19 protein-coding genes are annotated in these 25,675 nt (G+C 69.4%); 10 read left to right on the forward strand and 9 right to left on the reverse strand.

Features of this window, described 5'->3' with window-relative positions; translation table 11 throughout:
- The first annotated feature begins 13 nt into the window (after window positions 1–13).
- A complete protein-coding gene (locus BM144_RS02270) occupies window positions 14–1,018 on the forward strand; it encodes a sodium-dependent bicarbonate transport family permease (RefSeq protein ID WP_092949354.1) in 1,005 nt (334 codons plus the stop codon).
- 54 nt (window positions 1,019–1,072) lie between these two features.
- On the opposite strand, the gene BM144_RS02275 is transcribed toward BM144_RS02270, so the two are convergent.
- From BM144_RS02275 to bfr, 8 genes are all read right to left on the reverse strand, one after another.
- On the reverse strand, window positions 1,073–3,286 hold the full coding sequence (locus tag BM144_RS02275; protein ID WP_092949568.1) for a TonB-dependent siderophore receptor: 2,214 nt from the start codon (window positions 3,284–3,286) through the stop codon (window positions 1,073–1,075).
- A 257-nt stretch (window positions 3,287–3,543) separates the two neighbouring features.
- Window positions 3,544–4,263 carry a DUF4198 domain-containing protein gene (locus BM144_RS02280; RefSeq protein ID WP_092949356.1) on the reverse strand — a complete coding sequence of 240 codons (720 nt, stop codon included), beginning with the start codon at window positions 4,261–4,263 and terminating at the stop codon, window positions 3,544–3,546.
- Between the two features lie 73 nt (window positions 4,264–4,336).
- Window positions 4,337–6,469 carry a TonB-dependent siderophore receptor gene (locus BM144_RS02285; protein ID WP_092949358.1) on the reverse strand — a complete coding sequence of 711 codons (2,133 nt, stop codon included), beginning with the start codon at window positions 6,467–6,469 and terminating at the stop codon, window positions 4,337–4,339.
- Window positions 6,470–6,596: 127 nt separating this feature from the next.
- Window positions 6,597–6,941: a DUF3325 domain-containing protein gene (locus BM144_RS02290; RefSeq protein WP_092949360.1), complete on the reverse strand. Its 345-nt coding sequence runs from the start codon at window positions 6,939–6,941 to the stop codon at window positions 6,597–6,599.
- Window positions 6,942–6,944: 3 nt separating this feature from the next.
- Window positions 6,945–8,633 (reverse strand): PepSY-associated TM helix domain-containing protein, encoded by a 1,689-nt coding sequence (locus tag BM144_RS02295; RefSeq protein ID WP_245783486.1) that lies wholly within the window; start codon window positions 8,631–8,633, stop codon window positions 6,945–6,947.
- Window positions 8,630–8,938: a DUF3649 domain-containing protein gene (locus tag BM144_RS02300; protein ID WP_092949362.1), complete on the reverse strand. Its 309-nt coding sequence runs from the start codon at window positions 8,936–8,938 to the stop codon at window positions 8,630–8,632. Before BM144_RS02300 ends, BM144_RS02295 begins: the two co-directional genes overlap by 4 nt.
- A gap of 17 nt (window positions 8,939–8,955) precedes the next feature.
- Window positions 8,956–11,112: a TonB-dependent siderophore receptor gene (locus BM144_RS02305; protein WP_092949364.1), complete on the reverse strand. Its 2,157-nt coding sequence runs from the start codon at window positions 11,110–11,112 to the stop codon at window positions 8,956–8,958.
- Window positions 11,113–11,410: 298 nt separating this feature from the next.
- The gene (gene bfr, locus BM144_RS02310; RefSeq protein ID WP_092949366.1) at window positions 11,411–11,887 is read right to left on the reverse strand and encodes a bacterioferritin; all 477 of its coding nucleotides are present in this window, start codon (window positions 11,885–11,887) and stop codon (window positions 11,411–11,413) included.
- Between the two features lie 293 nt (window positions 11,888–12,180).
- Between bfr and ahpC the strand changes: the two genes are divergently transcribed.
- The 9 genes from ahpC (at window position 12,181) to BM144_RS02355 (ending at window position 24,038) form a co-directional block, all read left to right on the forward strand.
- Window positions 12,181–12,756: an alkyl hydroperoxide reductase subunit C gene (gene ahpC / locus BM144_RS02315; RefSeq protein WP_092949368.1), complete on the forward strand. Its 576-nt coding sequence runs from the start codon at window positions 12,181–12,183 to the stop codon at window positions 12,754–12,756.
- Window positions 12,757–12,898: 142 nt separating this feature from the next.
- The gene (ahpF, locus tag BM144_RS02320) at window positions 12,899–14,467 is read left to right on the forward strand and encodes an alkyl hydroperoxide reductase subunit F (RefSeq protein WP_092949370.1); all 1,569 of its coding nucleotides are present in this window, start codon (window positions 12,899–12,901) and stop codon (window positions 14,465–14,467) included.
- A gap of 538 nt (window positions 14,468–15,005) precedes the next feature.
- Window positions 15,006–17,231, forward strand: a complete 2,226-nt coding sequence (locus tag BM144_RS22515; protein WP_175525915.1) for a patatin-like phospholipase family protein — start codon at window positions 15,006–15,008, stop codon at window positions 17,229–17,231.
- A gap of 300 nt (window positions 17,232–17,531) precedes the next feature.
- Window positions 17,532–19,787 carry a TonB-dependent hemoglobin/transferrin/lactoferrin family receptor gene (locus BM144_RS02330; protein WP_092949372.1) on the forward strand — a complete coding sequence of 752 codons (2,256 nt, stop codon included), beginning with the start codon at window positions 17,532–17,534 and terminating at the stop codon, window positions 19,785–19,787.
- Window positions 19,788–19,812: 25 nt separating this feature from the next.
- Entirely contained in the window at window positions 19,813–20,178 is a 366-nt protein-coding gene (locus BM144_RS02335) for a hypothetical protein (RefSeq protein WP_092949374.1), read from the forward strand.
- Window positions 20,175–21,266 carry a hemin-degrading factor gene (locus tag BM144_RS02340; protein ID WP_092949376.1) on the forward strand — a complete coding sequence of 364 codons (1,092 nt, stop codon included), beginning with the start codon at window positions 20,175–20,177 and terminating at the stop codon, window positions 21,264–21,266. Before BM144_RS02335 ends, BM144_RS02340 begins: the two co-directional genes overlap by 4 nt.
- On the forward strand, window positions 21,263–22,144 hold the full coding sequence (locus BM144_RS02345) for a heme/hemin ABC transporter substrate-binding protein (protein ID WP_092949378.1): 882 nt from the start codon (window positions 21,263–21,265) through the stop codon (window positions 22,142–22,144). The genes BM144_RS02340 and BM144_RS02345 overlap by 4 nt, the downstream gene beginning before the upstream one ends.
- On the forward strand, window positions 22,141–23,214 hold the full coding sequence (locus tag BM144_RS02350; RefSeq protein WP_092949380.1) for a FecCD family ABC transporter permease: 1,074 nt from the start codon (window positions 22,141–22,143) through the stop codon (window positions 23,212–23,214). The genes BM144_RS02345 and BM144_RS02350 overlap by 4 nt, the downstream gene beginning before the upstream one ends.
- A complete protein-coding gene (locus BM144_RS02355) occupies window positions 23,211–24,038 on the forward strand; it encodes an ATP-binding cassette domain-containing protein (protein ID WP_092949382.1) in 828 nt (275 codons plus the stop codon). The genes BM144_RS02350 and BM144_RS02355 overlap by 4 nt, the downstream gene beginning before the upstream one ends.
- 193 nt (window positions 24,039–24,231) lie before the next feature.
- Here BM144_RS02355 and BM144_RS02360 read toward each other — a convergent pair whose 3' ends face one another.
- A complete protein-coding gene (locus BM144_RS02360; RefSeq protein ID WP_139225617.1) occupies window positions 24,232–25,608 on the reverse strand; it encodes a hypothetical protein in 1,377 nt (458 codons plus the stop codon).
- Window positions 25,609–25,675: the final 67 nt, after the last annotated feature.

Here is a 25,675-nt window from a genome sequence, read left to right on the forward strand (position 1 = left end):
AGCATGCGGCTCCATGAACCATCTTCTCGACCCTGCGATCCTGTTCTTCGTGCTCGGCCTGGCGGCCGGGCTCCTGCGCTCCAACCTGGAAGTGCCGGCTCCGTTTTCGCGGTTCCTCTCTCTGTATCTGCTCATGGCGCTCGGTCTCAAGGGCGGCTTTGCCCTGGCGCAGTCGGGGTGGACGGCGCAGGTGTCGTCGGCACTGGCGTGCGCGCTGTCGCTTGCCCTGATCGTGCCGGCCATGGCCTGGTGCGTAATCAAACGCCTGTTGCCGCCGTTCGATGCGGCTGCCGTGGCGGCCACCTATGGCAGCGTCAGTGCCGTAACCTTCGTGACGGCCAGCCACGTGCTGGAGCAGCAGGGCATGCCGGCGGGCGGCTACATGGCGGCGGCGATGGCGCTGATGGAGTCGCCCGCCATCGTTTTGGCGGTGGTGTTGGGGCACTGGCTTCGGGCGCCGGCATCGGCCGTCGTGCCTACCGGAGGGACCGCCGCAATGGCCTGCGGGGGCGGTGCATTCGACGGACCGCGCATGGGGCAGGTATTGCGCGAAGCCTTCACCGATGGCGGCGCCGTGCTGCTCCTCGGGGCGCTGCTGGTCGGGGTCGTCACCGGCGAGAAGGGTGAGCAGGCGATGCACCCGTTCACGGTGGATCTGTTCAAGGGCCTGCTGGCTTTCTTCCTGTTGGACATGGGGCTGCTGACCGCGCGCAGCCTGGGCAGCCTCAAGGGCACGCGGCCGCTGCTGTGCCTGTTTGCGGTCGCCGGCCCCGTGGTGCACGGCGTGCTGGCCCTGGCCCTGGCGAAGCTGGCGGGACTGGCCGTGCCGGAGGCCACTCTGCTGGCCGTCCTGGGCGCCAGTGCTTCGTACATCGCGGTACCGGCCGTGCTGCGGCATGCGATGCCGGAAGCGCGTCCCGCCATCTACGTGGGGCTTTCGCTGGGGATCACGTTTCCCTTCAACCTCGTGCTGGGCATACCGCTCTATGGTGCACTCGCCAAGGCATGGCTGGGCTGATGGGCGGGCAGCGGCCCGGTGGCAACTGCCCGCTGCGCTCGCGCTTCCGCTTCCTCAGAACCTGTAGGTGGACGTGAGCGTGTAGGCCCGGCGCTGTCCATAGAAGCAATCGCCCCGTGCCAGGCACTGCGTGATCTGGACCTTGTCGCTCAGGTTGACCACGTTGAAGGCAAGCCGCCAGTCCCCCGCGTCGTAGGCGACCATGGCGTCGGCGATGGTGGCCGACGGCGTGGTGATGGCGGACGAGCCGCTCCACTGCGAGCCGGTGTAGCGCAGGCCTCCGCCCACCGTCCATCCACCGCGGCCTGCGGAACCGAAGCGGTGCGACAGCCATGCGGAAGCCGTGTGCTTTGGAACACTGGCCACGGGCAGGCCCTGGTCGCCCGTATTGCTGCGGGAGATCACCGCGTCGGTGTAGGCATAGGCCAGGGTCGCGTCCCAGGTGCGGGCCAGGCTGGCGGTGAGTTCCGCCTCCAGGCCGCGGGTCTTGGTTTCGCCGATCTGCACGCTGTTGAGCGGATTGGTCGGGTCGGTGGTCTTGCGGTTCTTCTCGCGCAGTTGGTAGACCGCCACGAAGCCGCTGAGGCCGCGGCCCGGGGGCTGCCATTTCACGCCGGCTTCCCACTGCTCGCCGCGCTGGGGCTTGAACGGCGTGCCATAGACGTCGGCCCCGCCCAACGGCTGGAACGATTCGGAATAGCCCACATAGGGTGCCCATCCGCCATCCATCTGGTAAGTGGCACCGGCCCGTTTGGTCCAGGCCTTGTCGTCGGCTGCGGCGGCCGGGCGGCCGTCGGTATCGCTGCGTGCGTTGTCGTGGCGCAGGCCGAAGGTGGCCGTCCAGGCGCCCCAGCGGATCTGGTCCTGCGCGTAGACACCGAGCTGGCGCTGGCGCACGCCGGGCTGGGCGACGAGCTGCGATGCGGTGGGCACGGTGAAGTTGCCGTACACGGGCGCATAGACATCGATGGCGGGGGCCAGCGCCCGCCAGTTTTTCTGGCCCCAGAAGCTGCGTTGCGCGTCCAGCCCCGTGAGCAAGGTGTGCTCTGCGGCACCCCATTGCAGTTTGCCTTCGAGTTGCGTGTCCAGCAGGGTCAGGCGCGATTCGCCCATCGTCCAGCTGGCATCCCGCACCACGGATCGGTTGTCGGCCTCGAACACCGGCCGTGCCGGCCGGCCCGTGGCCCGGTTGGCGGTAAAGCTCGTGTAGAGCGTGCGGTAATCCACTTCGCCGAGGTTGCGTCGCAGGTTCTGGCGGACGGTCCATGCGGTGTTTAGCTGGTGGCTGAACTGGTAACCGACGGATCGGCTTTCGGAGTCATAGCGGTCCCAGCCGGGCTCGCTGATGAAAGTGCTCGTGGGTATCTGTCCGTAGGCATTGGGCAACTGCGTGCCCTGCCATGGGAAGAAGCCGATGAGCGATCCGCTGTTGTCCTTCTGGTAGTGCGCCTGCAGCGTGAGCGACGTAGCCGCACTGGGCCGCCAGGTGAGCGAGGGGGCGATGAGTTTGCGGTCGTCGCCCACATGGTTCACCTGGGTGTCGCTGTCGCGCCCCACGGCGACGAGGCGGTAGAGCCACTGGCCTTCGGTATCGAGCGGACCGGTAAGGTCGGCGGCCACCTGCTTGCGCGCATGGTTGCCCAGCTGGACCTGGATTTCGCGCTGGCGTTCGGCCTGTGGGCGCTTGGTGGTCAGGTTCAGCACGCCGCCGACGCTGCCCTGACCGTAGAGCACCGAGGAAGGTCCTCGCAGGAATTCAACGCGTTCGAGCGTGTAGGGATCGGGGCGCGCGTCGTTCCAGTAGCCGGTGAACCGCACCAGTCCATCGAGGTACTGAGTCACATCGCCACCGCGGGCCTTGAAGGTGTCGCTGCGGCTGTCGAAGTAGTTCGAGACCGCGCCCGCCGTGTAGGAGGTGACCTGGCGCAGCGTCTGGACCCCCTGCGCCTCCATCTGGTCGCGCGTGATCACGCTGATGGCCTGCGGCGTTTCGATGAGCGGCGTGTCGGTCTTGGATGCCGACAGCGCACGGCGTGCCACGAAGCCGGACACCGGCCCCGTGGGATTTTCCTGCTGGGCGCCCGCGTTCACAGTGACGGGCGCGAGGGTGGCTTCGGCGGGTGGCGTGCTGCCGGCTGCGGGCAGCTCTTGCGCCTGCAGGGTGCCTGTGGTGCCCAGGGCGCACAGGCTGGTGAAAGCGGCTGCCAGGGCGGCGGTAAGCGCCCGCGGGTGCGCGGGTGGGTGTTGGGCGTGTTTGAAGTGCGTCATGGCGATCCAGGAAAGGGCCTCCCGCGGCGATGCGTCGATCGCCGCTGGGAACATGGCGGAAATGGGGCGGGGATGCCGCCGGGCTTTCAGAGCGGCCAACAAAACTCGGCGAAGCGGTTCTGGCCAGGCGCCGCGTCGCAGGCAGTACGGGTAGTACGACAAGACGCGGCAACAACGCCAGAAGAGTTTCATTGGCCGCTCCAAGGCCGCGGAACGCCGCACCCTCACGGTGCGGCGTTCCGGCGCAAGGGGGAACGTCAGCGTGTGGGCGCAGCCGGCAGGGCCGGCGACTCTGCACCGTCGGCCTGTGCGAAGGTGAGCGTCGTGAGATAGCTCGTTTCGCCGAACTTCTCGCCAGCACGCTCACCGGGCGTCTTGTCGGCATGCTTCACTTCGGCAACGTACTGGCCCTTCCAGGGCAGGGCGAACTGCACCGTACCGTCGGCACCCGTCGTGGCTTCGCGCGCCCAGCCGGAAGGAGCGACCAGCGTCACCTGGGCCTTGGGCAGGGGCTGGCCGTTGAACACCACGCGCAACTCGCCCGCGCGGCCGGTCGGAACCACATCCAGCGGGGCGGTGGCCGCGACCGCCTGCGCCAATCCGGGCACCCAGCGCGCTGCGGGACGCCAGAGCAGTGCGGGCTGCCCGCCCTTGCTGCGGTCAATCACGGGATAGGTGGCTTCGGCGAACAGCGTCTCGGCAGCGGTCGGCAGTGCATAGGTGAATGCCGTGGCCGTGCGCTGGCCTTCCACGCGGGCCGCGGCAGCGCCGGCCTTCTGCGCCTGCAGCACGGGCACGCCCTGGAACTTGTCGAGTGCGCCCGGCGACTTCTCGATGAGGTTGTCGGCGTACTCGCCGAACTGCAGGCGTGCCTGGTTGCCGCTGGCCTCGATCCAGACCTGGTGGGCGTGGGCGGTGCCGATGGCGCTGCTGGCGGCGAAGAGGGCGATGGCCCAGGGGCGGAATGAAGACGGCATCGAAAAGCTCCTGAAAAGGTGGTGGACGGAATAAAAGAAATCAGTGCGGAAGGCCTGTTGGCCGGCCGGGAAGTCAGTAGCGCGCCTTCAGCGCCACGGTGACGCGGCGCGGCTCGCCGTAGAAGTTCTGGCGGGAAATGCCGGAGACCTTCTCGTAGTAGGTCTTGTCGGTCAGGTTGTCCACCGACAGGGCCAGCGCGATCTGGTCGTTGATCTGGTAGCCGATCTGCGCATTGAGCAGCGTGTAGCCGCCCGAGGCGATCGCCAGTGCACCGCTGCGCGCATAGAACGCGCTGCGGTAGGAGGCGCCCGCTCCCGCGCTCCAGCCGCGCAGGGCAGGGTGGGTGAACGCGTAGCGCGTGAACAGGTTCACGCTGTGCCGTGGGGTCATGGTGCTGAACGCCAGGCCCTGCTGCGCGACCGGTGCGCGCAGGTACTCAGTGTCGTTGTAGGCATACCCCGCCACCACGTCCCAGCCAGGGGCGGCCTGCCCGCTCGCTTCCAGCTCGAAACCCTGCGCACGCACCTTGCCGCCGGAGATGGAGGCGCCCTGGACCACCGGGTCGGCCATGGCGCGGTCGCTGTCCAGGATGCGGAAGATGGCGGCGTGCGCCTGCAGGCGCTTCTGCAGGAATTCCCCCTTCACGCCCAACTCCACCTGCCGGCCCGTGCGCGGGTCGAGCAGCGCGCCCGCCGCGGTGCGCTCGCTCTGCACGACGAAGGTCTCGGCATAGCTCGCATACGCGGTCAGGTTCGGCTGGAAGTCGTAGAGCGCGGAAACCGTGGGGATGAATTGGCGGCCCGGGGCCGAACGCGCGCTGACCGCACCGGTTGAGGTGCTGCGCGTCGTGGCGTCGGCCCACGACAGACGCCCTCCGGCGAGCAACCGCAACGCATCGGCCAACTGCCACTGCACCTGCCCGTACAGCGCATCCTCCCGGCGGTCGGTGATGCCGCTGTAGCCGGGCAGTGCGATGGTGGGGTAGGGGCGGCTGTAGTCGGGGCGCAGCAGATTGGCCGTGGAGCGGGGCCCGTATCCGAAGTTGCCTTCGTAGCTCCGGTTCTCGGTGCGCGAGAGGCCGAGCAGCAGGCGATGGGTGCGCCCGGCCAGCGCGAACGGTGTCTCGGTGTACAGGTCATAGCTGCGCGTCGACACGCGGGTCAGGCCGTCCACCGTCTGCATCGTGAAGCTGCCGTTGGCGGCAAGCGCGCTGTCGGGGCGCGCGGCGCTGTAGAAAGCCTCCCGGTCCACGTCGCGCACCGAGAGCCTCACCCGGCCACCGCCGGCAAGCCGGTGTTCCAGTTCCGCGAACAGATCGGTGGTTTCGAGATCCTGCCGGTTGGTCGCCAGCCCGCCGAAGGCGGAGCGGGGCAGGTCGGGCAGCCGGCCATCGGCATACGCGGGCAGCCCCTGGTCGATGGAGGCGCGTACGCGCTGGCGCGCACCGCCCACGGACAGCGTGGTGCCCGGCGCGAGGTCCCACTCGATCGTGCCGTAGCCCATGCGCTTGTCGTTGAACAGGGTGTCCACATGGCTGTCGCGGTCCTCTGCGACGGCGACCACGCGCCCGCGCAGCGTTCCCTCCGCGTTGAGAGCGCCGGTCACGTCCGCCACACCGCGCCGCAGGCCGAACGAGCCCGCCGCTGCATCCACGCCGATGGCCGTCCGGGCCTGCGCGCGCTTGCGCACGAGGTTGACGGTGCCGCCGGGCTCGCTCGCGCCCTGCAGCAGTCCGGCGGGGCCGCGCAGCACTTCGATGCGGTCGTACATCGCGGTGTCCAGCGTGCTGTAGTTGCCCTGGGGAATGGCCACTCCGTCCAGTTGGATGGAGCCCAGGTCGAATCCGCGCGACTGGAAGGTGTTGTAGTTGCCCGCTCCGTCGAAGCGCGTCACGGTGATGCCGGTCACCTGCTTGAGGGCATCCTCCACCTTGGTGAGGTTGCGGTCTTCCAGTTGCTGGCGCGTCACCACGCTGACGGACTGCGGCGTTTCGCGCACGGACTGTGCCATGCGGCCCACGCTGATCTCCCGCGTGACGTACTGGCCCGAACCCTCCGTCGCGGCGGTGTCCTGCGCCCCGGAAACCTGCACTTCCGGCAGGGCCGCGGTGCCTTGCGCACGGGCTCCCGCAGGAATGAGGCAGGCAGCGAGGGCTGCGGCCGCGATGGCGGTGCGGGCCGGCGTGGGCGGGCAGGGTGAACGCATGGCGATGTCTTTCCTCTCCGGCGGTGCCGGAGACCAGTGGACTCAGGAAAAAACTGGCTTCAGCCCCGCGATGGGCGGGAATGTGGCTGGTGGAAGCGAAGCGGGGAGCGGGTTTTCGCGGGCGGCTTCAGCCCGTGGCGTGGGGCCCCAGGGCCGCCCACAGCGCGGCGAAACCCAGGGCGCCCGCCGCCAGCCGGGGCAGGTGCCGGGGCCACCACGTGGCAGCGGCGGTGGCTCCCAGCGCAGCCACGGAGAGCGCCGTCGCCCACCAGGTCACCGCCAGCGATACGCTGGCGGCTCGGGGCCACCACACCGCCAGTGCCAGGGAGAAGGCCAGCGCGGCCCAGCCCGCACGCCGCAGCGCGCGCAGGCGCGGAGCCAGGCCTTCCCGACCCCAGGTTTCCTCGTGGTGGCGGTCCATTCCGAGGGCGACGCCGGCCCAGCCGGCAAAGCACAGCAACAGTTCGAGCATGGCTCAGGCTCCTTGCACCGGCGTGGTGCCGGAGGGACCGGCGGAGGCCGGGGCCGCGCGCGGGGCTTTCATGGCCGCCGCGGGCCGGCGGCGCAGCAGGCGCCAGGCCAGCAGCGCGAACACGGCGCCCGCGGCGAGGAAGGACAGGTCCATGCCGGCCCACACCCAGTCGCCCGCAGGCAGGGTGGCGCCCAGGTGGGTGGAGGTGGTCAGGGCGTTGATCGCCGGGAGCGCCAGGAACAGCACGCCGGCCGCGCCGAGCAGCAGAGCCCAGCCGCGCCGGTCGGGCCGCAGGAGGCCCACGGCAAGCCCCACGCCCCACGCGCCGAAGAACCAGGCCAGCTCGGCATCGGGGCGGGCGGGCGCCGGCACGGGCAGCAGGCGATTGGCTGCGAGGATCACGGCCACGGCCAGCGGCAGCCCGCCCATGAGGCCCACGTTCAGGCTGGCCACCAGCCGCTCGCCCCAAGGCAGCGGGGCATTCGGCGCCTTGCGCTGAGCCTGCGCGCGCCGCTTGACGGACCACAGCACCAGGCCGGAGGCGATCATCAGGCTGCCCATCACGCCGAAGCCGAACAGCGCCCAGCGCATGCCCGGGCCGGCGAAGCGCGCGAGGTGCAGGCCGTAGAGCACTCCGTAAGTCTGAATGGCGGGCGTGTGCGGATCGATGAGCGCCAGGGGCCTGGCGGTGGCGCCGTCGAACCGCATCCGCGCCGGGCCGTACTGCAGGCGGTCGCCGTCGTGCCGGGTGATCTCCACCACCGTGCCGCTGTCGTCGCGGCGCACCGATATGTTGCCGATGCGGGCGTCGCCCCAGGTGCGGTGCGCGCTGGCCACCATCGCGCCCAGATCCAGGATCGGCAGGGGCTCGGCGGTGGCCGCTCCGCGCCCGCGCCGCGCGCTGCGGGCGCCGGGCTCGTCGCCTTGCATCTCCGCGAAGTAGGCCTGCGAATCCGTGCCCTTGGGCGTGGGGTAGGCGGCTGCGATGCCGGCGGGCATGTAGAGCGCGTGGAAGATCATCAGCCCGCTGAAGGTGATGACCAGGTAGAACGGCAGCACCAGCACGCCCGAGACGTTGTGCGCATCCAGCCAGGCGCGCTGCCCTCCCTTGCCGGGCCGGAACGTGAAGAAATCCTTGAAGATGCGCCGGTGCGTCACCACGCCCGTGAGCAGCGCGATGAACATCAGCACTGTGGCGACGCCGACCACCCAGCGCCCCTGGATCGTCCAGCGCCCCTGGTGCGCGGTGCGCAGCTCGAAGTGGAAGCGGTAGAAGAATTCGCCGCCTGCCGTCTCGCGGGCTTCGATCTTCTCCCCCGTGACAGGGTTCATGAGCAGCGTCTGGAAGCGGCCGGTGCCGTTGTCGCGCCAGAGCACGGTGGCGGCGGGCATGCGGTCATCGGGCAGGCGCATGATCCACTGCGTCACCCCCGGCGCATGGCGGTGGAGCGCGGCCTGGGCACGCTCGGCCACGTCGGCGCTGGCGGCGGGCAGGCTGTGCATCTCGGGACGCATCCAGAGGTTAAATTCGCTCTTGAAGAAACTCAGCGTGCCGGTGACGAAAATGGCGAACAGCAGCCAGCCCAGCACCAGCCCGGCCCAGGTGTGCACCCAGGACATCGCCTGGCGGAAGCCTTCGCGTTCGGGCGGGACGGCGGGTGTCTGCCGCGACATGCCTGTGGTGTCGCTCATGCCGCACCTCCCCACCATTGAGGCCCGAGCACGCACATCCCCAGCACCAGCGCCGGGACGAGCACGCCCGCCCAGGCCGACCAGGCGGTGCGTGCGTAGAACGCCCAGCCGGCCGCGCCCGCGTAGATCAGCCACGACAGCATGGTGGCGGTGAGCACCGCTTCCACGCGCGGCATGGCCAGCGCGAAGGCCAGCGTCAGCGCGGCCGCACCCGCCGCAGCGAGCGCATAGCCACCCAGCGCGGCGGCCAGGGAGCGCGAAGCGATGGCGAGGCGGTATCGCCAGAGGGGGCGGGTGGGCTTCATGGGATCAGGCCCTGGCTTCAGAACGCATAGTCGAGCGTGACCTGCAGCGCGCGCGCTTCCCCGGGCGTGGCCGAGGTGAAGCCCGCGGCGTTGCTGGTGCCGTCGAGGTAGTAGCGCTTGTCTGCGGCATTCTTCAGGTTGGCCTGCAGGCGCATGCCGCCTGCCATCTCGTAGCCCACGGCAAGGTCGGCCACGGTGTAGCCGGGCAGGCGCCAGCGGTTGTTGTTGGCCAGGAACTTGTCGCCCTGGTGCGTGAAGCCTCCGCCCACCCACAGGCCGGGCACCGCAGCGATGCGGTATTGCGTCCAGAGCGATGCGGTGCGCTTCGTGGCCAGGGCGACCCGGTTGCCCACGTTGGCGCCAGCCACGGTATCGGCCAGCACCTTGGGGTCCATGAACGTCGCCTGCGCGGTCACGGTCCAGCCGGGCGCGATCCGGCCCCGGGCTTCCAGTTCCAGGCCGCGGATGCGCTGTCGCCCGGTGAGCACCGAATAGCCGGGGTTGGCCGCATCGTTGGCGGGACTGTTGGTCAGTTCCAGGTCGAACAGCGCCACGGTGGTGAGCAGGCGCCGGTCCAGCCATTCCTGCTTCACGCCCACTTCGATCTGCTTGCCTTCGGAAGGGGGCGCCGCCACGTTGCCCACCAGCAGGGTGCCGACGTTGGCCTGGAACGAGCGCGCATGGCTGGCGTACAGCATGGTTCCGGGGGTGGCCTCGTAGCTCAGCGCGAACGAAGGCTGGGTCTTGCTGGCGTCGAGCACCGGGCGGGCGTAGGTGTCTTTCAGGCGGTCATGGCGCAGGCCGGCGGTCAGGGCCCAGGGGCCCCAGGCCATGCGGTCCTGCAGGTAGAAGCCGGGATTGCGCGTGTCGCTGGCCACGGCGGCTGCACCCGCGGCGCCCACGGGCGTCGCGACGCCGGCCGCAGGGCGCCAGAGGTCCACGCTCGGCAGGCTGCCGGTGCCGCTCGCGCCGTAGCGGCTCTCCATCGTGCGCCAGTCGATGCCGGCCAGCACGCGGTGTTCCACTGCGCCCACCTGCCAGCGGCCGCGCAGTTCAGCCAGCACCGTGTCGGACGTGAAACTCTGCCCCGGCGCCAGCCAGTAGCCGCGTCCCACCCGCCCCGCGGCAACCCCCGTGAGCGTGGTGAGCAGGATGTCGCGGTCGGTTTCGTTGCGCGACACGTAAAGGCGCGCATCCAGCGTGTCGTTGAAGCGGTGCGTGAGTTCGCTGGAATAAAAGCGCAGTTGGCCCTTGGACGTGAGCCATGGCTCGCCGTAGAAGCGGCTGTCGGGCACCGCGTCGGCACTGCCCAGGTCGGTGGGTACCGGGACCGCGAGCCCCGGGTTCGAGGTAGTGTCGAGTCGGAAGGTCTCGGCCTGCACCCGCCAGCGCGTCTGCGGCGAAATGCGCCATTCCAGGCTGCCGGCCAGGCCGCGCTTCTCGGGCGTGATGCCATCGACGGCGCTGCCGCCCCGGCTCGCGCCGCCGGTCAGGCGGTAGAGCAGGGTGCCGCCCGCATCCAGCGGGCCGGTCAGGTCGAACTCGCCCGAGCGCCAGCCGTGGCTGCCGGCGCCCAGGCGCACGGATCGCAACGCCTCGGCCTGCGGCTGCTTGCTCACGTAGTGGATCAGCCCGCCGGGAGCCACCTGTCCGAACTCCAGCGCGGCCGGGCCTTTGATCACTTCCACGCGCTCCACGTTGAAGAGCGGCGGATCGATCAGGTGCATGAACTTGGCACCGTCGCGCAAATAGTTGTAGGTGTTGTTGGCCCAGAGTCCGCGCACGGAGAACTGCGAATACGAGCCGTAGTACTCGCTGCGGGAAGCCACGCCCGAGGCGTTGCGCAGCACGTCGCGCTCGGTCGTGGCGCCCTGCTGGTCGAGCAGTTCGCGCTCCACCACGCTCACGGCGCGCGGCGTTTCCAGAACCGACAGGCCCAGGCGCGATGACGCCTGCGCACGGCGCGCCGGCGTGGCCGCTTCACCGGCGCGGTCGGCATTCACCTGTACCTCATCCAGTGCCCCAGCCCCCTCCTGCTGGGCCCAGCCCGCCAGCGGCACGGACGACAGCAGGCACGCTCCCCAGCACAGCGGCGTCTTGAGGAAGAAGGCACCCGCGCGGGCAGCGCGTGCTGGGGCAGGTCTCCGGGCGGCGGAGCGGGAAGAACGGGACATGGACGACGTAACTCCAGGCGAAAACGAAACCGGGCTCCTCTGGCTGCCGGGAGAAAGGGTTTCCGCGTGCTGGCTGGGGCTGAATGGGAGGAATTCTAGTCTTCTTGAGACGTATTCTCATTTGCAAACATGGAATTCCGGGAGATTTGTGGGAGGCCATGCAACTTTGCGCAGCCCGCGTGCATCTCGGTCCGCCGCACGTGTAAGCGGCAAACGCCCATGAAAAACGGGCCCGAAGGCCCGTGCGATACCGATAACCACACCGATGCCGGTGACCGGCCGCGGTGTTCTGCTTTGCTTACTCCGCTTCGCCCATCTGCGACTGCAGGTAGTTCTGCACGCCGACCTGCTCGACGAGGCCCAGCTGTGTCTCGAGGAAGTCGATGTGCTCTTCCGTGTCTTCTAGGATCTCTTGCAGCAGGTCGCGCGAGACGTAATCGCGCACCGTTTCGCAATGGGCGATGCCTTCCTTGATGGTCGCCTGGGCGCCGCGCTCGGACAGCAGGTCGCAGGACAGGATCTCCGGCACGTCCTCGCCCACCTGGAGTTTGCCGAGGTCCTGCAGGTTGGGCAGCCCGTCCAGCATGAAGATGCGGTCCATGATGCGGTCGGCATGCTTCATCTCGCCGATGGACTCCTCGTATTCCTTCTTCGCCAGCCGGTCGAAACCCCAGTGCTTGAGCATGCGGTAGTGCAAAAAGTACTGGTTGATGGCCGTCAGCTCGTTCTTGAGCTGGGCCTGGAGATGGGCAATAACCTGGGCGTCGCCTTGCATGGGGCTCTCCTCGTAATAATGGAATGGTGTGGGATTGGGCGCGATTGTCGTGATGCCCGATCCGCACCGCAAGGCGAAGCCCCCACGCACGCGGTCTGGCTGCGTGTGACACTGAGTTGTGTTCTCATCGGCACCGCTCCCGGGTATGGCGATTGCCCCGCGCCCAGGTGCTCCAGGCACTTTCGTTCATAGTGGCATCCAATCGATTTGATGGAATCAATTAATTGGATGCATTGGGTGAACGAACCTAAACTCCTGTTTTGTCATCAGCAACCACCAACTAGGAAACAGCAATGTCCCTGATCAATACGCAAGTCCAGCCTTTCAAGACCACCGCTTTTGTGAACCGTGACGGCAAGGGCGAGTTCATCGAGGTGACCGAGGCCAGCCTGCAAGGCAAGTGGTCGGTTCTGATTTTCATGCCCGCGGCCTTCACCTTCAACTGCCCGACCGAAATCGAAGACGCTGCCGACAACTACGCCGAGTTCCAGAAGGCCGGCGCCGAGGTCTACATCGTGACCACCGACACGCACTTCTCCCACAAGGTGTGGCACGAAACCTCCGACGCCGTCGGCAAGGCCAAGTTCCCGCTGGTGGGCGACCCCACGCACCAGCTGACCAACGCTTTCGGCGTGCACATCCCTGAAGAAGGCCTGGCCCTGCGCGGCACCTTCGTGATCAACCCCGATGGCGTGATCAAGACCCAGGAAATCCACTCCAACGAAATCGCCCGCGACGTGCAGGAAACCCTGCGCAAGCTGAAGGCCGCCCAATTCACGGCCGCCAACCCCGGCCAGGTGTGCCCCGCCAAGTGGAAGGAAGGCGCCAAGACGCTGACGCCTTCGCTGGATCTGGTCGGCAAGATCTGACGCGGCCCGCGCCCACCGTTCGCATGAATCGAGCGCCTCCGGGCGCTCCGCGGCCGGACAGCAGCATGGCGTGCGCGCCATGCCGTCCGGCTTTTTTTCGCCCTCCGGGACCCATAACTCGAATCGCAAAGGACACCCAGCCATGCTCGACGACCAACTCAAATCCCAACTTTCCGCCTATCTGGAGCGCGTGACGCAGTCGTTCGAGATCGTGGCGTCGCTGGACGGCAGCGAAACCTCGGCGCAGACGCGTGAACTGCTGGAGACCATCCAGGGCCTGCGCAGCGACAAGATCACGCTGCGCACCGACGGCAGCGATGCACGCAAGCCGTCCTTCACGCTGCAGCGCGCAGGCACGCAGACCCAATTGCGCTTTGCCGGCCTGCCGCTCGGCCATGAATTCACCTCGCTCGTGCTGGCGCTGCTGTGGACCGGCGGCCACCCGCCCAAGGTGGAACAGGACGTGATCGAGCAGATCCAGGCGCTCGACGGCGACTTCGACTTCGAGGTCTACATGAGCCTCACCTGCCACAACTGCCCGGACGTGGTGCAGGCGATGTCGCTCATGGCGATCCTCAATCCCAAGATCCGCACGACGGTGATCGAGGGCGGCGCCTTCCAGCAGGAAGTGACCGACCGCGAGATCATGGCCGTGCCCATGGTGTTCCTCAACGGCCAGGTCTTCGGCTCGGGCCGCATGACGGTCGAAGAGATCGTCGCCCGCCTCGATACCGGCTCGGCCAGGCGCGAAGCCGCCAAGCTCTCCGCCAAGGAGTCGTTCGACGTGCTGATCGTCGGCGGCGGCCCGGCCGGTGCCGCGGCGGCGGTATATGCCGCACGCAAGGGCATCCGCACGGGCGTGGCGGCCGAACGCTTCGGCGGCCAGGTGAACGACACGCTGGACATCGAGAACTACATCTCGGTCAGCAAGACCGACGGCCCCAAGTTCGCCGCGGCGCTGGAGCAGCATGTGCGCGATTACGAGGTGGACCTCATGAACCTGCAGCGCGCCAAGGCCCTGCGGCCCGCCGCGACCGAAGGCGGGCTGATCGAGGTGGAGCTGGAGAACGGCGGCACGCTCAAGTCCCGCACCGTGATCGTCTCCACGGGCGCGCGCTGGCGCAACATGAACGTGCCGGGCGAGGACAAGTACCGCACCAAGGGCGTCACCTATTGCCCGCACTGCGACGGCCCGCTCTTCAAGGGCAAGCGCGTTGCGGTGATCGGCGGCGGCAACTCCGGCGTGGAGGCCGCGATCGACCTGGCCGGCGTGGTGGCCCACGTCACGGTGCTGGAATATGCCGGCGAGCTGAAGGCCGATGCCGTGCTGCAGCGCAAGCTGCGCAGCCTGCCGAACGTGGACGTGATCCTCAACGCGCAGACCACCGAGGTGAAGGGCGACGGCAACCGCGTCACCGGCCTGAGCTATACCGACCGCACGAACGACGAGGCGCGGCATCTCGCGCTCGAAGGCATCTTCGTGCAGATCGGCCTCCTGCCCAACACCGACTGGCTGCGCGGCACGGTGGAGCTGTCGCGCTTCGGCGAGATCGTGGTGGATTCGCATGGCCGCACCAGCGTGCCGGGCGTGTTCGCCGCCGGCGACTGCACGACGGTGCCCTACAAGCAGATCATCATCGCGGCCGGCGACGGCGCGAAGGCGGCGCTGGGCGCGTTCGACCACCTGATCCGTACCAGCGCCCCGGCCTGACGGCGGGACCGCCGGGTGGCCTGGCTGGCTGCCCGACATTGTCCCTCTTCGTGGGAAAGGCTACCGGATGCGTGGCGGGTCATGCGTTTTTCCGCCGAACGCTTCGTTTCTCGCGCGGCAGAGGCATTCCGTATTTCGGAGGATGGAATGAAACCACCCGACCTCCGACGCGATGATCCCCAGACTGTCGTCCACTCCCACGCGAGCCCGCGTTTCCGAACCTGCCGATGAGGCCGTCCCCCGGCTTGGGCAGCACACGTCCCGCTCTGCGCCGGAGCCTGGGCATCCGCTACAGCGACGGCGCTCATGGCGGGACTCCGCCTCCGCGCTCCTGGGCTGCACGCAGGCCCCCGGCACCGTGGAAGCGGCGGGGAGCAGCGGCCCGATTTCGAGGCCGCAGCGGCGGATCCACCTCCCGGCGGCCCGCTCTCCGGCCCCGGCGGCTCCGGCGCCCGCACTGCCCCCGCCCGTATTTTCGGGCCAGGGCTTTTCCATCCACCTGGACGCCAGCGGCGCCGCCATCCTGAAGCAGCCCCTCATGTTGCGTCGCCTGGAACTCACCGGGGGCGGAGCGAAGGGCGCGGTCTATCCCGGTGCGATCAAGGCCCTGCAGGCCCACGGGCAACTGGAACACCTGCGGCGGGTGGGCGGCGCCTCGGCAGGCGCACTCGTGGCCGCCATGCTGGCCAGCGGCGCGCAGCCGGACGACCTCGCCGCAACGGTCAACCAACTCGACATGCTCGGCATGATGGGCAAGAAGGCCCGACCGGCGGGGGCGCCCTCCAAACCGCCACCGGGCAAGATCGGCGCGCTCGTGCGGATGGCGAGCAACCGGGGCACGGAGATGCCCAACCTCACGAACCTGCTCGACCGCAAGGTCCGCGAATCTGCCCTGCAGCGCATCGCCGCGTCGGGGCGCGCGGATACGCGGGCCGATATCCGGCGGATCCAGGCCCGGCTGCAGGCCCGTGAGCGGCTCGACGTGCTGGAGGGCCTGGAGCGGAGCGGCGCGCTGGCTGGCGAGGACCTTCCCGAGCTGGAGGCGCTGCGCCACCGCCGGGCATGCTACGAGTCGGCCCGCGACGCCCTGCAGCGCCTGGTCGGCCATCCCGGGAGCGAAGAAGAGCGGGCGCGCCTGCAGGTCGAACTGGACGAGGCCGCCTGCGGCAACCTGACCCTGGGCGACATCGACCACCTCGGCCGGGACGTTCCGGGCATCAAGGGCTTCTTCTGCACCAGCACCGCCGTAGTGAGCGAGAGCGGGGCGCCGCGCCCCGAACGGCAACTCACGGTCTTCAGCTCCGACAACCCTGACCTGCGCTGGATGGAGGTCTCCCACGCCGCGAGGCTGTCCGCTTCGCTGCCCGGTATCGTGGCGCGAGGCAAGCAGAGCCTGCCGCACGACACGACCGATGGCTCCCTGAAGATCCAGTTCGAGGATGGCGGCGTGCTGATGAACACCGCGGCCCTCGAACTGATCGACGCCGACGCCCCGAAGGACGAAAGCCTGGTGCTGACCCTGGAGCATCCCGTCTTCAGCCAGGCCCTGGGGGAGTCTTCCGGCCCGGAGAGCGGTGGCCTGTGGGCCAGGGCGGTGGACAAGGTGCGCAACAGCAGCGAGGCGGGCCGGCTCAACAACGCTTCGCGCCAGTTCGCGGCCGAACGGCTGGCCCAGGAGGATCTGCGCCCCAAGACGGTCATGGCCCGGCTGAAGGATGTTCCCGGTGTCGGTACCGACTATTCCGGCACCAAAGGCACCCTGGCGCTGGAAATGACCCCGCAGGAGCGCACCGCGCTGCAGGACGATTTTTTCGACAGGATCGACCGCCACCTGCAATCGCGCAGCGCCGATGCGTCCTTCCGGTCGCTGGACCACCTGCTGTCGGCGCTGGACGGCGACCGGTTCGCGCAGATCGGCAGCCCGGAGCACCCCCTGGCGGAGGGGCCTTCCGGGTTTCGCGAGGCGTTCGAGGCGGCGGTTCGGATGCGTGCCAGCCTCGCGCGGGTGACCCAGGCCCTGGAGAGCGCGGACGATGCCGCGCCGGCCGACGCGCTACGCCATCAGATCCTTGACTGGGCGCGCACGGTGGAGGCCGAAGCGGAGGGCCATCCCGATCGCCTGGATGCCTGGGCATCCCTGTTGACCGCATCGCCGCAGCGGACGCACCAGCGCATCATGGATCTGATGCGCGACCAGCCATCGGCCGGGGATGGTCCCTTTCTCCGTCTTTGCCGCGACAAGGGCGCGGACCAGACGGCGCGGCGCGAGGGCCTGCGGGTGGCCGCCCAGATCCTTTACCCGGCGATGGGCCGCGCGGGAACCACCCCCGCGATCCGCTGCTGGGCGAGGCGGGCAAGGCGCTGGCCGCCGCCAGCGGGCGGTCGGATGTCCAGGCCGTGGCGCTCCGGCTGGACGAGGCGCTGCGGCGCGACGGCCTGTCGCGCAAGGACCGCGAAAGCCTGCTGCGGGCGCGCTTGTCCCTTTCCGACCCGGCGTGAGTTTCCGCTCCCGCCTGCGGTGCAGCGCACCCTGGGCCGGCGGAGCGGTTCCGCCATCCAGGAGACGGCTGCGATGGTCCGCCAGGGGGCGTGTGAAGACGCGTGCGAGGTGGTCTTTGCCGTCCTTGGCTTTCTGATGGAACGCCTTGGCGGGCCGCGGTGCGACCGATTCACGCTTCCCATGCCGGGGGCTCCGCATCTGGCTGCGGCTCGGCAAGGGCGGCCTGCCCGTGCCGCTCTACCACCTGGGCGTGAAGATGTTTGAGCAAAAATGCCTTCATGCCGCCGGATTCATTGGATAGTTTGCTATAGAAAGTGTAGCAATTAAAAAGCCCCCGCGAGGGGCCTTCGCTGTTGCGGGAGCCCTGTTGCACTGAGCCGCCGCGGGAAGCCCATCCGTTACGTATTGATAATTATTCTCATATACTTGGGCCCGTCAGCCAGCCACGCAGGCGCAGAAAACCGGTGACCACCGGCGCGCCGCCCCCGAGCCAGCTCTGTCGTCACTGCATCGCAGAGAGAGGCCCGCTCCGTGGTATCCGTCCTCCCGCGCCATCGCCGGCGCATGTCCAGCCCTCCGCCTTCCGGTTCCTGCGCGCCCGCGTCGGCGCTTGCGGCCCGCACGCCGCTGCGCCGCTCGGCCATGGCCGCCGCGGCCCTGCTGTGCCTGCACCCGGGTGCCGGGGCGCAGCAGCCCGCAGCAGCAGCCGCTGCCGCCGCTCCCCTGAAGGAAGTGGTGGTGAGCGGATCGCGCAGCGAGCAGGACCCCGATCTGCTGCCGATGGCCATCGACGTGCTGAATGCGCGCCAACTCGAGGAGGGGCAGATCACCGACATCCGCGATGCCGCGCGTGCGCTTCCCAACGTGTCGGTGGCGCGCAGCCCCGCGCGCTTCACGCTCGCGGGCCAGGCCACGGGCAACGGGCGCGACCAGAACGCGGGCTTCAACATCCGGGGCCTGGACGGCAACCGCGTGCTGATGCTGGTGGACGGCATCCGCCTGCCGCGCAGCTATGCCTTCAGCGCCAACGCCTTCGGCCGCGATTACCTCGACATCGGCCTCGTGCAGCGCATCGAGGTGGTGCGCGGCGCCACCTCGGCGCTCTACGGCTCCGACGGCATGGCCGGCCTCGTGAACTTCATCACGGCCGACCCCGCGCAGTTCCTCGAAGGCGGCAAGACCCTCGGCGGCCGCGCCAGCGTGGGCTATGACGGCGACGACCACGGCAAGCGCCTGGGCGCCACCGTGGCGGGCCGGCCCAACGACACCGTGCAGTGGCTGGTGGGCGCGAGCGTCTCGCGCTCGCGCGAGCTGGACAACCAGGGCACGAACGATTCGGCCAGCGCCAGCCGCACGCGCCCCAACCCCCAGAAGGACGAGAACCACAGCCTGCTCGCCAAGGCCGTGGTCACCCCCGGCGGCGGCCAGCGCCATGTGTTCACGGTGGAGCACGTGGACAAGGGCGCCGACTACGAGCTGCTGACCTCGCGCGCCACGCCGCCGCTCGCCGCCACCTCGGTGCTGTCGTCCAGCTCGTTCACCGACATGCGCCGCACCCGCGCCACCTGGGACGGCAACTGGCGCCTGGACTCCGCCGTGGCCGACGAGCTGAAGGCCGTGCTGAGCTTCCAGGACGCCCATTCGCGCGAGGTCATCGACGAGGACCGCAACACCGCCGCCGACCGCGTGCGCGACGTGACCTACGACGAGCGCACCTGGCAGGCCAACCTGCAGGCCGGCAAGCTGCTGCGCATGGAGGGCGGCTGGTCGCAGAAGATCACCTACGGCCTGGACTTCGCGCGCACGCAGGTCGAGAACCTGCAGACCGGCGTCACGCCGCCCGTGGGCGAGACCTTCCCGCTCAAGCGCTTCCCCGACACCACCGAGACCAGCACCGCGCTCTACCTGCAGGACGAGATCGTCGCCGGCCGCTGGAGCATCACGCCCGGCGCGCGCCTGGACCACTTCCGCATCAAGCCCAGCCAGACGGGCTTCAACGCCACGGTGGTCTCGCTCTCGGGCACCGAGCTGAGCCCCAAGCTGGGCGCGCTCTACCGCGTGGACGACCAGTGGAGCGTGTTCGGCAACTACGCGGCGGGCTTCCGCGCGCCCAACGCCGGGCAGATCAACGCCTTCTTCGAGAACCCGGTGGGCAATTACCGCACCATCCCGAACGCCAACCTCAAGCCCGAGAAGAGCCAGAACTTCGAGGTGGGCGTGCGCGGCCGCATGAAGGACGTCTCGCTCGACGTGGCTGCCTTCACGGGCCGCTACCGCGACTTCATCGAGGACCTGCAGCAGGTGAGCGGCACGGGCGCGCCGAGCAATCCGCTGGTGTTCCAGTCGGTCAACCTCGGCAAGGTGCGCATCAGCGGCTTCGAGGTCAAGGGCGACGTGCGCTGGGGCCGCTTCGCGGGCGGCATGCTCAGCACGCCGTTCGCCTATGGCCGCACGCAGGGCAAGGACACGTCCACCAACCGGCCGGTGAACTCCATCGACCCGCAGCGCCTCTCCGCCGGCCTGCGCTACGACACGCCGGGCTGGATGCTGCGCCTGGATGCCACCCACAGCGCGGCCAAGAAGGCCGGCGACGTGAACGGCGCCACGCAGTTCCTCACGCCGTCCTATACCGTGCTCGACCTCTCGGGCCAGTGGCGCATCCGCAAGGACCTGCGCCTCACGGCCGGCATCTACAACCTGACGGACAAGAAGTACTGGCGCTGGTCCGACGTGCGCGGCCTGGCCGCCAACGCGGCCTTCATCGACGCCTACACCCAGCCCGGCCGCTACGCCCGCGTGGCGCTCACCGCCGACTTCTGACCCCGCACCTGGAGACCCCCACGCCATGTCCCACTCTTCGCGCGATTCCGACAACCCCCTGCTGCACCCGGCGGACGCCGAGCCCGGGCTGCCCTGTGCCGAGGCCCTGCTGGCCGGCACGCTGGCCCTCATGACCGGCTATGCGCACAGCGAACGCGCCGGCGACCGCGAGGCCATGGGCCGCAAGATCGCCGCCCACCTGCAGAGCCTGGCGCGCATGGACGGCCTGACGCCGCACTTCCGCGCGATGGCGGGCAACCTGCACAACCGCTGGTCGCGGCGCCTCGGCCTGGCCCTGGCGGACGGCCCCGACGCCGAAGCCGCGGCGGCGCCCAGCGGGGCCGAGCTGCAGCGGCGCCTGTGGCACAGCGCGCCGGAGGCGCTGCAATGAGCGCCCTGCTGGCCGCCAGCCCGCCCGCGCCGCAGGTGCGCGAGCAGTTCGCCGCCGCGCGTGCCGCCGGCCGCCGGGCCCGCGATGCGGCGCTGCACCTGGGGCTGCCCGAGGGCGCCGCCATCGCCGCGCATGCCGGCCTGCATGCGCATCCGCTCAAGGCCACGCCGCTGCAGGGCGCATGGCTGGAGATGCTGCAGGCGCTGCAAGCCTGCGGGCCGCTGATGGCGCTCACGCGCAACGAAGGCGCCGTGCACGAGAAGACCGGCATCTACCGGAACGTCTCGGCCAGCGGCCCGCAGGGCCGCATCGGGATCGCGCCCGGGCCGGACATCGACCTGCGCCTCTTCTTCCAGCAATGGCATGCGGCCTATGCCGTCACCGAGCCCGGCCGCACCCCGCAGCAGCCGTCCGCGCGCAGCCTGCAGTTCTTCGATGCGCACGGCGATGCCCTGCACAAGGTCTACCTGCGCGAGGCCGGCGATGCCGCCGCGTTCGAGGCCGTGGCGGCGCGATTCGCCCAGCCGAGCGCGGGCTACGTCTTCCGCCCGCGCCCGCCGCGGCCCCTGCCGCAGCCCGATGGCGCCATCGACGCGGAGGGTTTCCTGCAGGCTTGGGCCGGGCTACAGGACACCCACGATTTCTTCGGCCTGCTCGCGCGCTTCGGCGTGGCCCGGCCGCAGGGGTTGCGCCTGGCCGAAGGCCGGTTCGCGCGCCGCATCGCGCCCGACGGGGTCGCGGTGCTGCTGCAGGCCGCCGCGGCGACCGCGCTGCCCATCATGGTGTTCGTGGGCAACGCCGGCTGCATCCAGATCCACACCGGCCCGGTGCGCCGCGTGGAGCCGCTGGAGACGCCCGCGGCCCGCTGGATCAACGTGCTGGACGCCGGCTTCAACCTGCACCTGCGCACCGACCGCATCGCCGAGGCCTGGGCCGTCGAGAAGCCCACGGCCGATGGCGTGGTCACGGCGGTGGAGGTGTTCGATGCGGACGGCGAAGTGATGGCGATGTTCTTCGGCGAGCGCAAGCCCGGCCGCGGGGAGCTGCCCGGCTGGCGCGCGCTGGTGGCGGGGCTGCGCGCGCCATGACGGCGGCCTCCTGGCATGCCTCCCGCCGCGCGCTGTTGCTGCGCGGCGGCGCCCTGCTGGCAGCGGCCGCGGTGCCCGGCCCTGCGTCCGCACAGGCGGCGCGCCGCATCGTGTCGCTGGGCGGCGCGCTCACCGAGATGGTGTATGCGCTCGGGGCCGAAGCGCTGCTGGTCGGCACCGACACCACCAGCCTCTACCCGGAGGCCGCGCTGAAGACGCCCAAGGTGGGCTACCTGCGCCAGCTCTCGGCCGAGGGGCTGCTCTCGCTGCGGCCGGACTGCGTGATCGGCACGCAGGAGGCCGGCCCGGCCGTGGTGCTGGAGCAGGTGCGCGCCGCGGGCGTGGCGGTGGAACTGGTGCAGGCCGACCACACCTGGGAGGAGGTGGAGCGCAAGGCCCTGCTGGTGGGCCGCGTCGCGGGCCGCGAGCGCGAGGCCCGGGCGCTCCGGGCGCGGCTTCAGGCCGACTGGCAGGCCGCGCGGCAGCGCGTGGCCGATGCGCCGCGCCGACCGCGCGCGCTCTTCCTGCTCTCGCACACCGGCAGCCCGATGGTGGCCGGCGGCGGCACCGCGGCCGACGCGCTGATCCGCTTCGCCGGGGCAGTGAACCCCGCCGCCGCGGCCTTCCAGGGCTACCGCCCGCTCACGGCCGAGGCGCTGGCGGGCGCCGCACCCGATGTGTTCCTGAACACCACGCAGGGGATCGAGGCCCTGGGCGGCGAGGCAGCCTTCTGGCGCCGGCCCGAGCTGGCCCTGACGCCGGCCTTCCGCCGCAAGGCCCTGGTGGCGATGGACGCCAACCACCTGCTGGGCTTCGGTCCGCGGCTGCCGGGCGCGGTGCTGGAGCTGCACCGCCGCATGCAAGACGCCACCGCATGACGGCGCGCTCGGCTGCGGCCGCCGGCGGGCCCCCGCGGCGCCTGGGGCGGGGCGCGGCCCTGTCGCTCGGCGCGGCGCTGGTGCTGGCGGCTTTCGTCTTCGGCGCCGCGCACGGTGCGTATGCGATCGCGCCCGCGCAGTGGCCCGCGCTGCTGGCCGAACTGGTGCGCCCCGGCGCGGACGGACCGGGGCCCGCGCACCTGGTGTTCTTCCACATCCGGCTGCCGCGCCTCGTGCTGGGCCTGCTGGCGGGGGCGGGCCTGGGGCTGGCGGGCGCGCTCATGCAGGGGCTCTTCCGCAACCCGCTGGCCGATCCGGGGCTCGTGGGCGTGAGCAGCGGGGCGGCGCTGGCGGCCGGCGCCACCATCGTGCTGGGCGCGCTGTGGTGGCCTTCGCTGCCGCGCGGCCTGGGCAGCATCGCGCTGGTGGCGGCCGCGTTCGGCGGCGGGCTGGCGGTGACGCTGCTCGTCTACCTGCTGGCGCAGGGCGCCGGCGGCACGCGCATGGCCCTGATGCTGCTGGCCGGCGTGGCGGTGAACGCGCTGGCCATGGCGGGCCTGGGGTACCTGAGCTTCATCTCCACCGACGAGCAGTTGCGCAACGTGCAGATGTGGCTGCTGGGGAGCCTGGGCGGCGCGCGCTGGAGCGCGGTGCTCACCGTCTCGGCCCTGGTGGCCATCGCGGGCGCGCTGGGGCTGCGGCTGGCGGGCGCGCTCAACGCCATCGCCCTGGGCGAGGCCCAGGCCGCGCTGCTGGGCGTGCCCGTGGAGCGCACCAAGCGCCTGGCCGTGCTGGCCGCCGCGCTGGCCGTGGGCGCGGTGACGGCCACCACCGGCATCATCGGCTTCATCGGGCTCGTGGCGCCGCACTGGGTGCGGCTCGCGGCGGGGCCGGACCACCGCGTGGTGCTGCCCGGCGCGGCGCTGCTGGGCGCGGCCCTGGTGCTGGTGGCCGACGCGGCGGCGCGCACCCTGGTGCAGCCGGCCGAGCTGCCGCTGGGCGTGCTCACGGCCTTCATCGGCGTGCCGCTCTTCCTGGCCATGCTGCGCCAGTTCCGGGAGCGCGTGTGAGCGCCGCCGCCGCCGCCGGCCCGGCCGGCACGCTGGCCTGCGAGCAGGCCGCCGTGGGCGTGCGCGGGCGCGCGCCGCTGGCCGTCGTCTCGGCCGCGTTCCGGGCGGGGCGCGTGGCGGCCATCGTGGGGCCCAACGGCGCCGGCAAATCCACGCTGCTGTCCATGCTCTCGGGCGAGCGTGTGCCGCTGGCCGGCCGCATCGCGCTCGACGGCCGGTCCCTGGCGGACACCGCCGCGCCGGCCCTCGCGTTGCGGCGCGCGGTCATGCCGCAGGAGGGCGCCGTGGCCTTCGATTTCACCGTGCGCGAGGTGGTGGAGCTGGGGCGCTTCCCGCACCGCCTGCGCCCCAGCCCGCGCGAGGACGCCATCGGCGCGGCCGCCCTGGAGGCCACCGGCGTGGCGCACCTGGCCGGGCGTGGCATCCAGCGCCTGTCGGGGGGCGAGAAGGCCCGCGCCCACCTCGCGCGCGCCCTGGCGCAGCTCTGGGAGCCCCTGGCGGACGGCGCCGCGCGCTGGCTGCTGCTGGACGAGCCCACCGCCGCGCTCGACCTCGCCTGGCAGCACCGCTGCCTGGGCCTGCTGCGCCAGCGCGCGCGGGAGGAGGGCGTGGGCGTGGTGGCCGTGCTGCACGACCTGAACCTCGCGCTGCGCTACGCCGACGATGCGCTGCTGCTCGGCCCGGCGGCCGGCGGCGGCGCGGTGTTCGGCCCGGTGGGCGAAGTGCTGGAGGCCGTGGCCATCGAGCGCACCTGGGGCGTGTCCTGCACACCCGCCACGGCCGCGGACGGCACGCCGCAGTTCCTCATCGGGGGAACGCCGTAGTCAGGGGCATCTGCAGAGGTTTGAAGCCCGAATGCGACCTTGTCGGCTTACTTTCTGATTCAATTGCTATTGAAAATGTAGCAAGTGCCTTGAAGCGGCTACCTGTGCCGTATCTGTTGAGCGAACACTCGCCTGACGCGAACTGGGCATCCTGGCCGTGGTGGCGGGCTGCGGCGATGCCTCCATGATTGCTTTATTCTAGATGCCTCTGGTCTTTTTTCACGTTGGACATATGCGTGATTTCCTCCGGATCGAATTTCTGGAAATTCTTCGAAAAGAAATGCCCAGGGACACGTATCTCGGGAGAGTGGAAAATCCGCATCAATCCATTGATCTCATTGGCGTCTCGACTCGCCAGCAGTTTTGCCACGATGGGGTTTATCGGGGTATTATCATGCGATGGGTTTGGCTCCCCATTCGCGTGGATCATCGCATTGACCGTGCGCAGTTTGTGGATGATCGACAGGGCGGTTCCGGCGATCAGGTCTTTGCCGATGAAAATATCGTCGTAATCCATCGCTTGGGCTTTAATATACCTGCGGCTTGAACCGTGCTCATGACATAATCGATTGGGATGGCCGTGCACAGCCTTGAATGCCTCATATTCTGCGGGCTCAATGGAGTCCTTCATCCTGTGCTCGATGGAATCCTTCATCCTGTTGAAAACAGAACGATCTTCATCATCTTGATCCAAGAGATCATCGAGTGCACCCCAAGCCACCTGCTCAAATACCGGTTCATCGAATGGAACACGGTACAGGCTTTTGCCAAATCGGCTTGAGAGCTTTGACGGCGTTTTACCACACTCCAGCGCGAAGAAAACAGCGTTGTCATCGCCCTTCGTGAAGATGTCCGATTCTGTCGTATTCTTGCGATCAAAGCCTATGCGGCCGTTCGTCAGCCGTTGCCGTGAATACAGTGCCATCGTGGGGCCTTTATCCAATCGAGTGGATTCGTCCTCAGGAAGCTCAAGGGTTGATTCCAGGAATCCGTTCCAGAGTGTCTGCAACTGTTCAATCACCGAATTCTTGAGGTGGTCGAACGGCGAAATCCTGCGGTCGTAAAAAAGGGGCTTTTCAAGCAGGTTGGCATTGGTGAAGTGCGTTGCAAAGAATTTTTGTTGAGTGAATGCATCGAACATTGCCGATTCGGCCGTGTTCAGCTGTCCTAAACGTTGGCGCAATTTCGACAGATTGGCGGACGAGAGATTCTTCAGGGAGAAATCCTGGACGTTCTTCAGTACGCCGTCCCAAACCAGTACCTGCGCGGCATGTTCCCACATGCTGCCTTTCGCGAACATCTCGGCGGCTGCCTTGTTGGCAATGTGTTCACGGGTGGCCCGGATGATGGTGTTCGCCGCCCGGTGGCGCACAGCCTCGCCATCGTTGGGCGGGGATTGTCTGCGCAGTGAGTCCAGTCCAGCCAGTGGGCCATCGGGTGACAGGCGGGTGCGGGCGGCCGGGGGCGATGTGCCCTTGAGTTGTCTGGATGGACTGGCGCTGTCCTGTGGTGTCGGTATCTGCTTGCGCGTACCCGAGTGCGCCGCATTCAGGGAGTTGAGGTTGGACACTATTTCCATCCCGGAGTTGAATCTCCATGCAGTATTGGCACGGAATTTCAGGCGAGGGCGTGGAGTG

Source organism: Paracidovorax konjaci, from assembly GCF_900112675.1.
In the GTDB taxonomy this organism is placed as follows: domain Bacteria; phylum Pseudomonadota; class Gammaproteobacteria; order Burkholderiales; family Burkholderiaceae_C; genus Paracidovorax; species Paracidovorax konjaci.

Coding starts and splice junctions, on each gene's coding strand:
- BM144_RS02340 (WP_092949376.1), top strand. CDS start 20,175: ATGAGCGCCCTGCTGGCCGCCAGCCCGCCCGCGCCGCAGGTGCGCGAG.
- BM144_RS02335 (WP_092949374.1), top strand. CDS start 19,813: ATGTCCCACTCTTCGCGCGATTCCGACAACCCCCTGCTGCACCCGGCG.
- ahpC (WP_092949368.1), top strand. CDS start 12,181: ATGTCCCTGATCAATACGCAAGTCCAGCCTTTCAAGACCACCGCTTTT.
- BM144_RS02330 (WP_092949372.1), top strand. CDS start 17,532: ATGTCCAGCCCTCCGCCTTCCGGTTCCTGCGCGCCCGCGTCGGCGCTT.
- BM144_RS02290 (WP_092949360.1), bottom strand. CDS start 6,941: ATGCTCGAACTGTTGCTGTGCTTTGCCGGCTGGGCCGGCGTCGCCCTC.
- BM144_RS02275 (WP_092949568.1), bottom strand. CDS start 3,286: ATGACGCACTTCAAACACGCCCAACACCCACCCGCGCACCCGCGGGCG.
- bfr (WP_092949366.1), bottom strand. CDS start 11,887: ATGCAAGGCGACGCCCAGGTTATTGCCCATCTCCAGGCCCAGCTCAAG.
- BM144_RS02270 (WP_092949354.1), top strand. CDS start 14: ATGAACCATCTTCTCGACCCTGCGATCCTGTTCTTCGTGCTCGGCCTG.
- BM144_RS02295 (WP_245783486.1), bottom strand. CDS start 8,633: ATGAGCGACACCACAGGCATGTCGCGGCAGACACCCGCCGTCCCGCCC.
- ahpF (WP_092949370.1), top strand. CDS start 12,899: ATGCTCGACGACCAACTCAAATCCCAACTTTCCGCCTATCTGGAGCGC.
- BM144_RS02350 (WP_092949380.1), top strand. CDS start 22,141: ATGACGGCGCGCTCGGCTGCGGCCGCCGGCGGGCCCCCGCGGCGCCTG.
- BM144_RS02305 (WP_092949364.1), bottom strand. CDS start 11,112: ATGTCCCGTTCTTCCCGCTCCGCCGCCCGGAGACCTGCCCCAGCACGC.
- BM144_RS02300 (WP_092949362.1), bottom strand. CDS start 8,938: ATGAAGCCCACCCGCCCCCTCTGGCGATACCGCCTCGCCATCGCTTCG.
- BM144_RS02285 (WP_092949358.1), bottom strand. CDS start 6,469: ATGCGTTCACCCTGCCCGCCCACGCCGGCCCGCACCGCCATCGCGGCC.
- BM144_RS02345 (WP_092949378.1), top strand. CDS start 21,263: ATGACGGCGGCCTCCTGGCATGCCTCCCGCCGCGCGCTGTTGCTGCGC.
- BM144_RS02280 (WP_092949356.1), bottom strand. CDS start 4,263: ATGCCGTCTTCATTCCGCCCCTGGGCCATCGCCCTCTTCGCCGCCAGC.
- BM144_RS22515 (WP_175525915.1), top strand. CDS start 15,006: ATGTTGCGTCGCCTGGAACTCACCGGGGGCGGAGCGAAGGGCGCGGTC.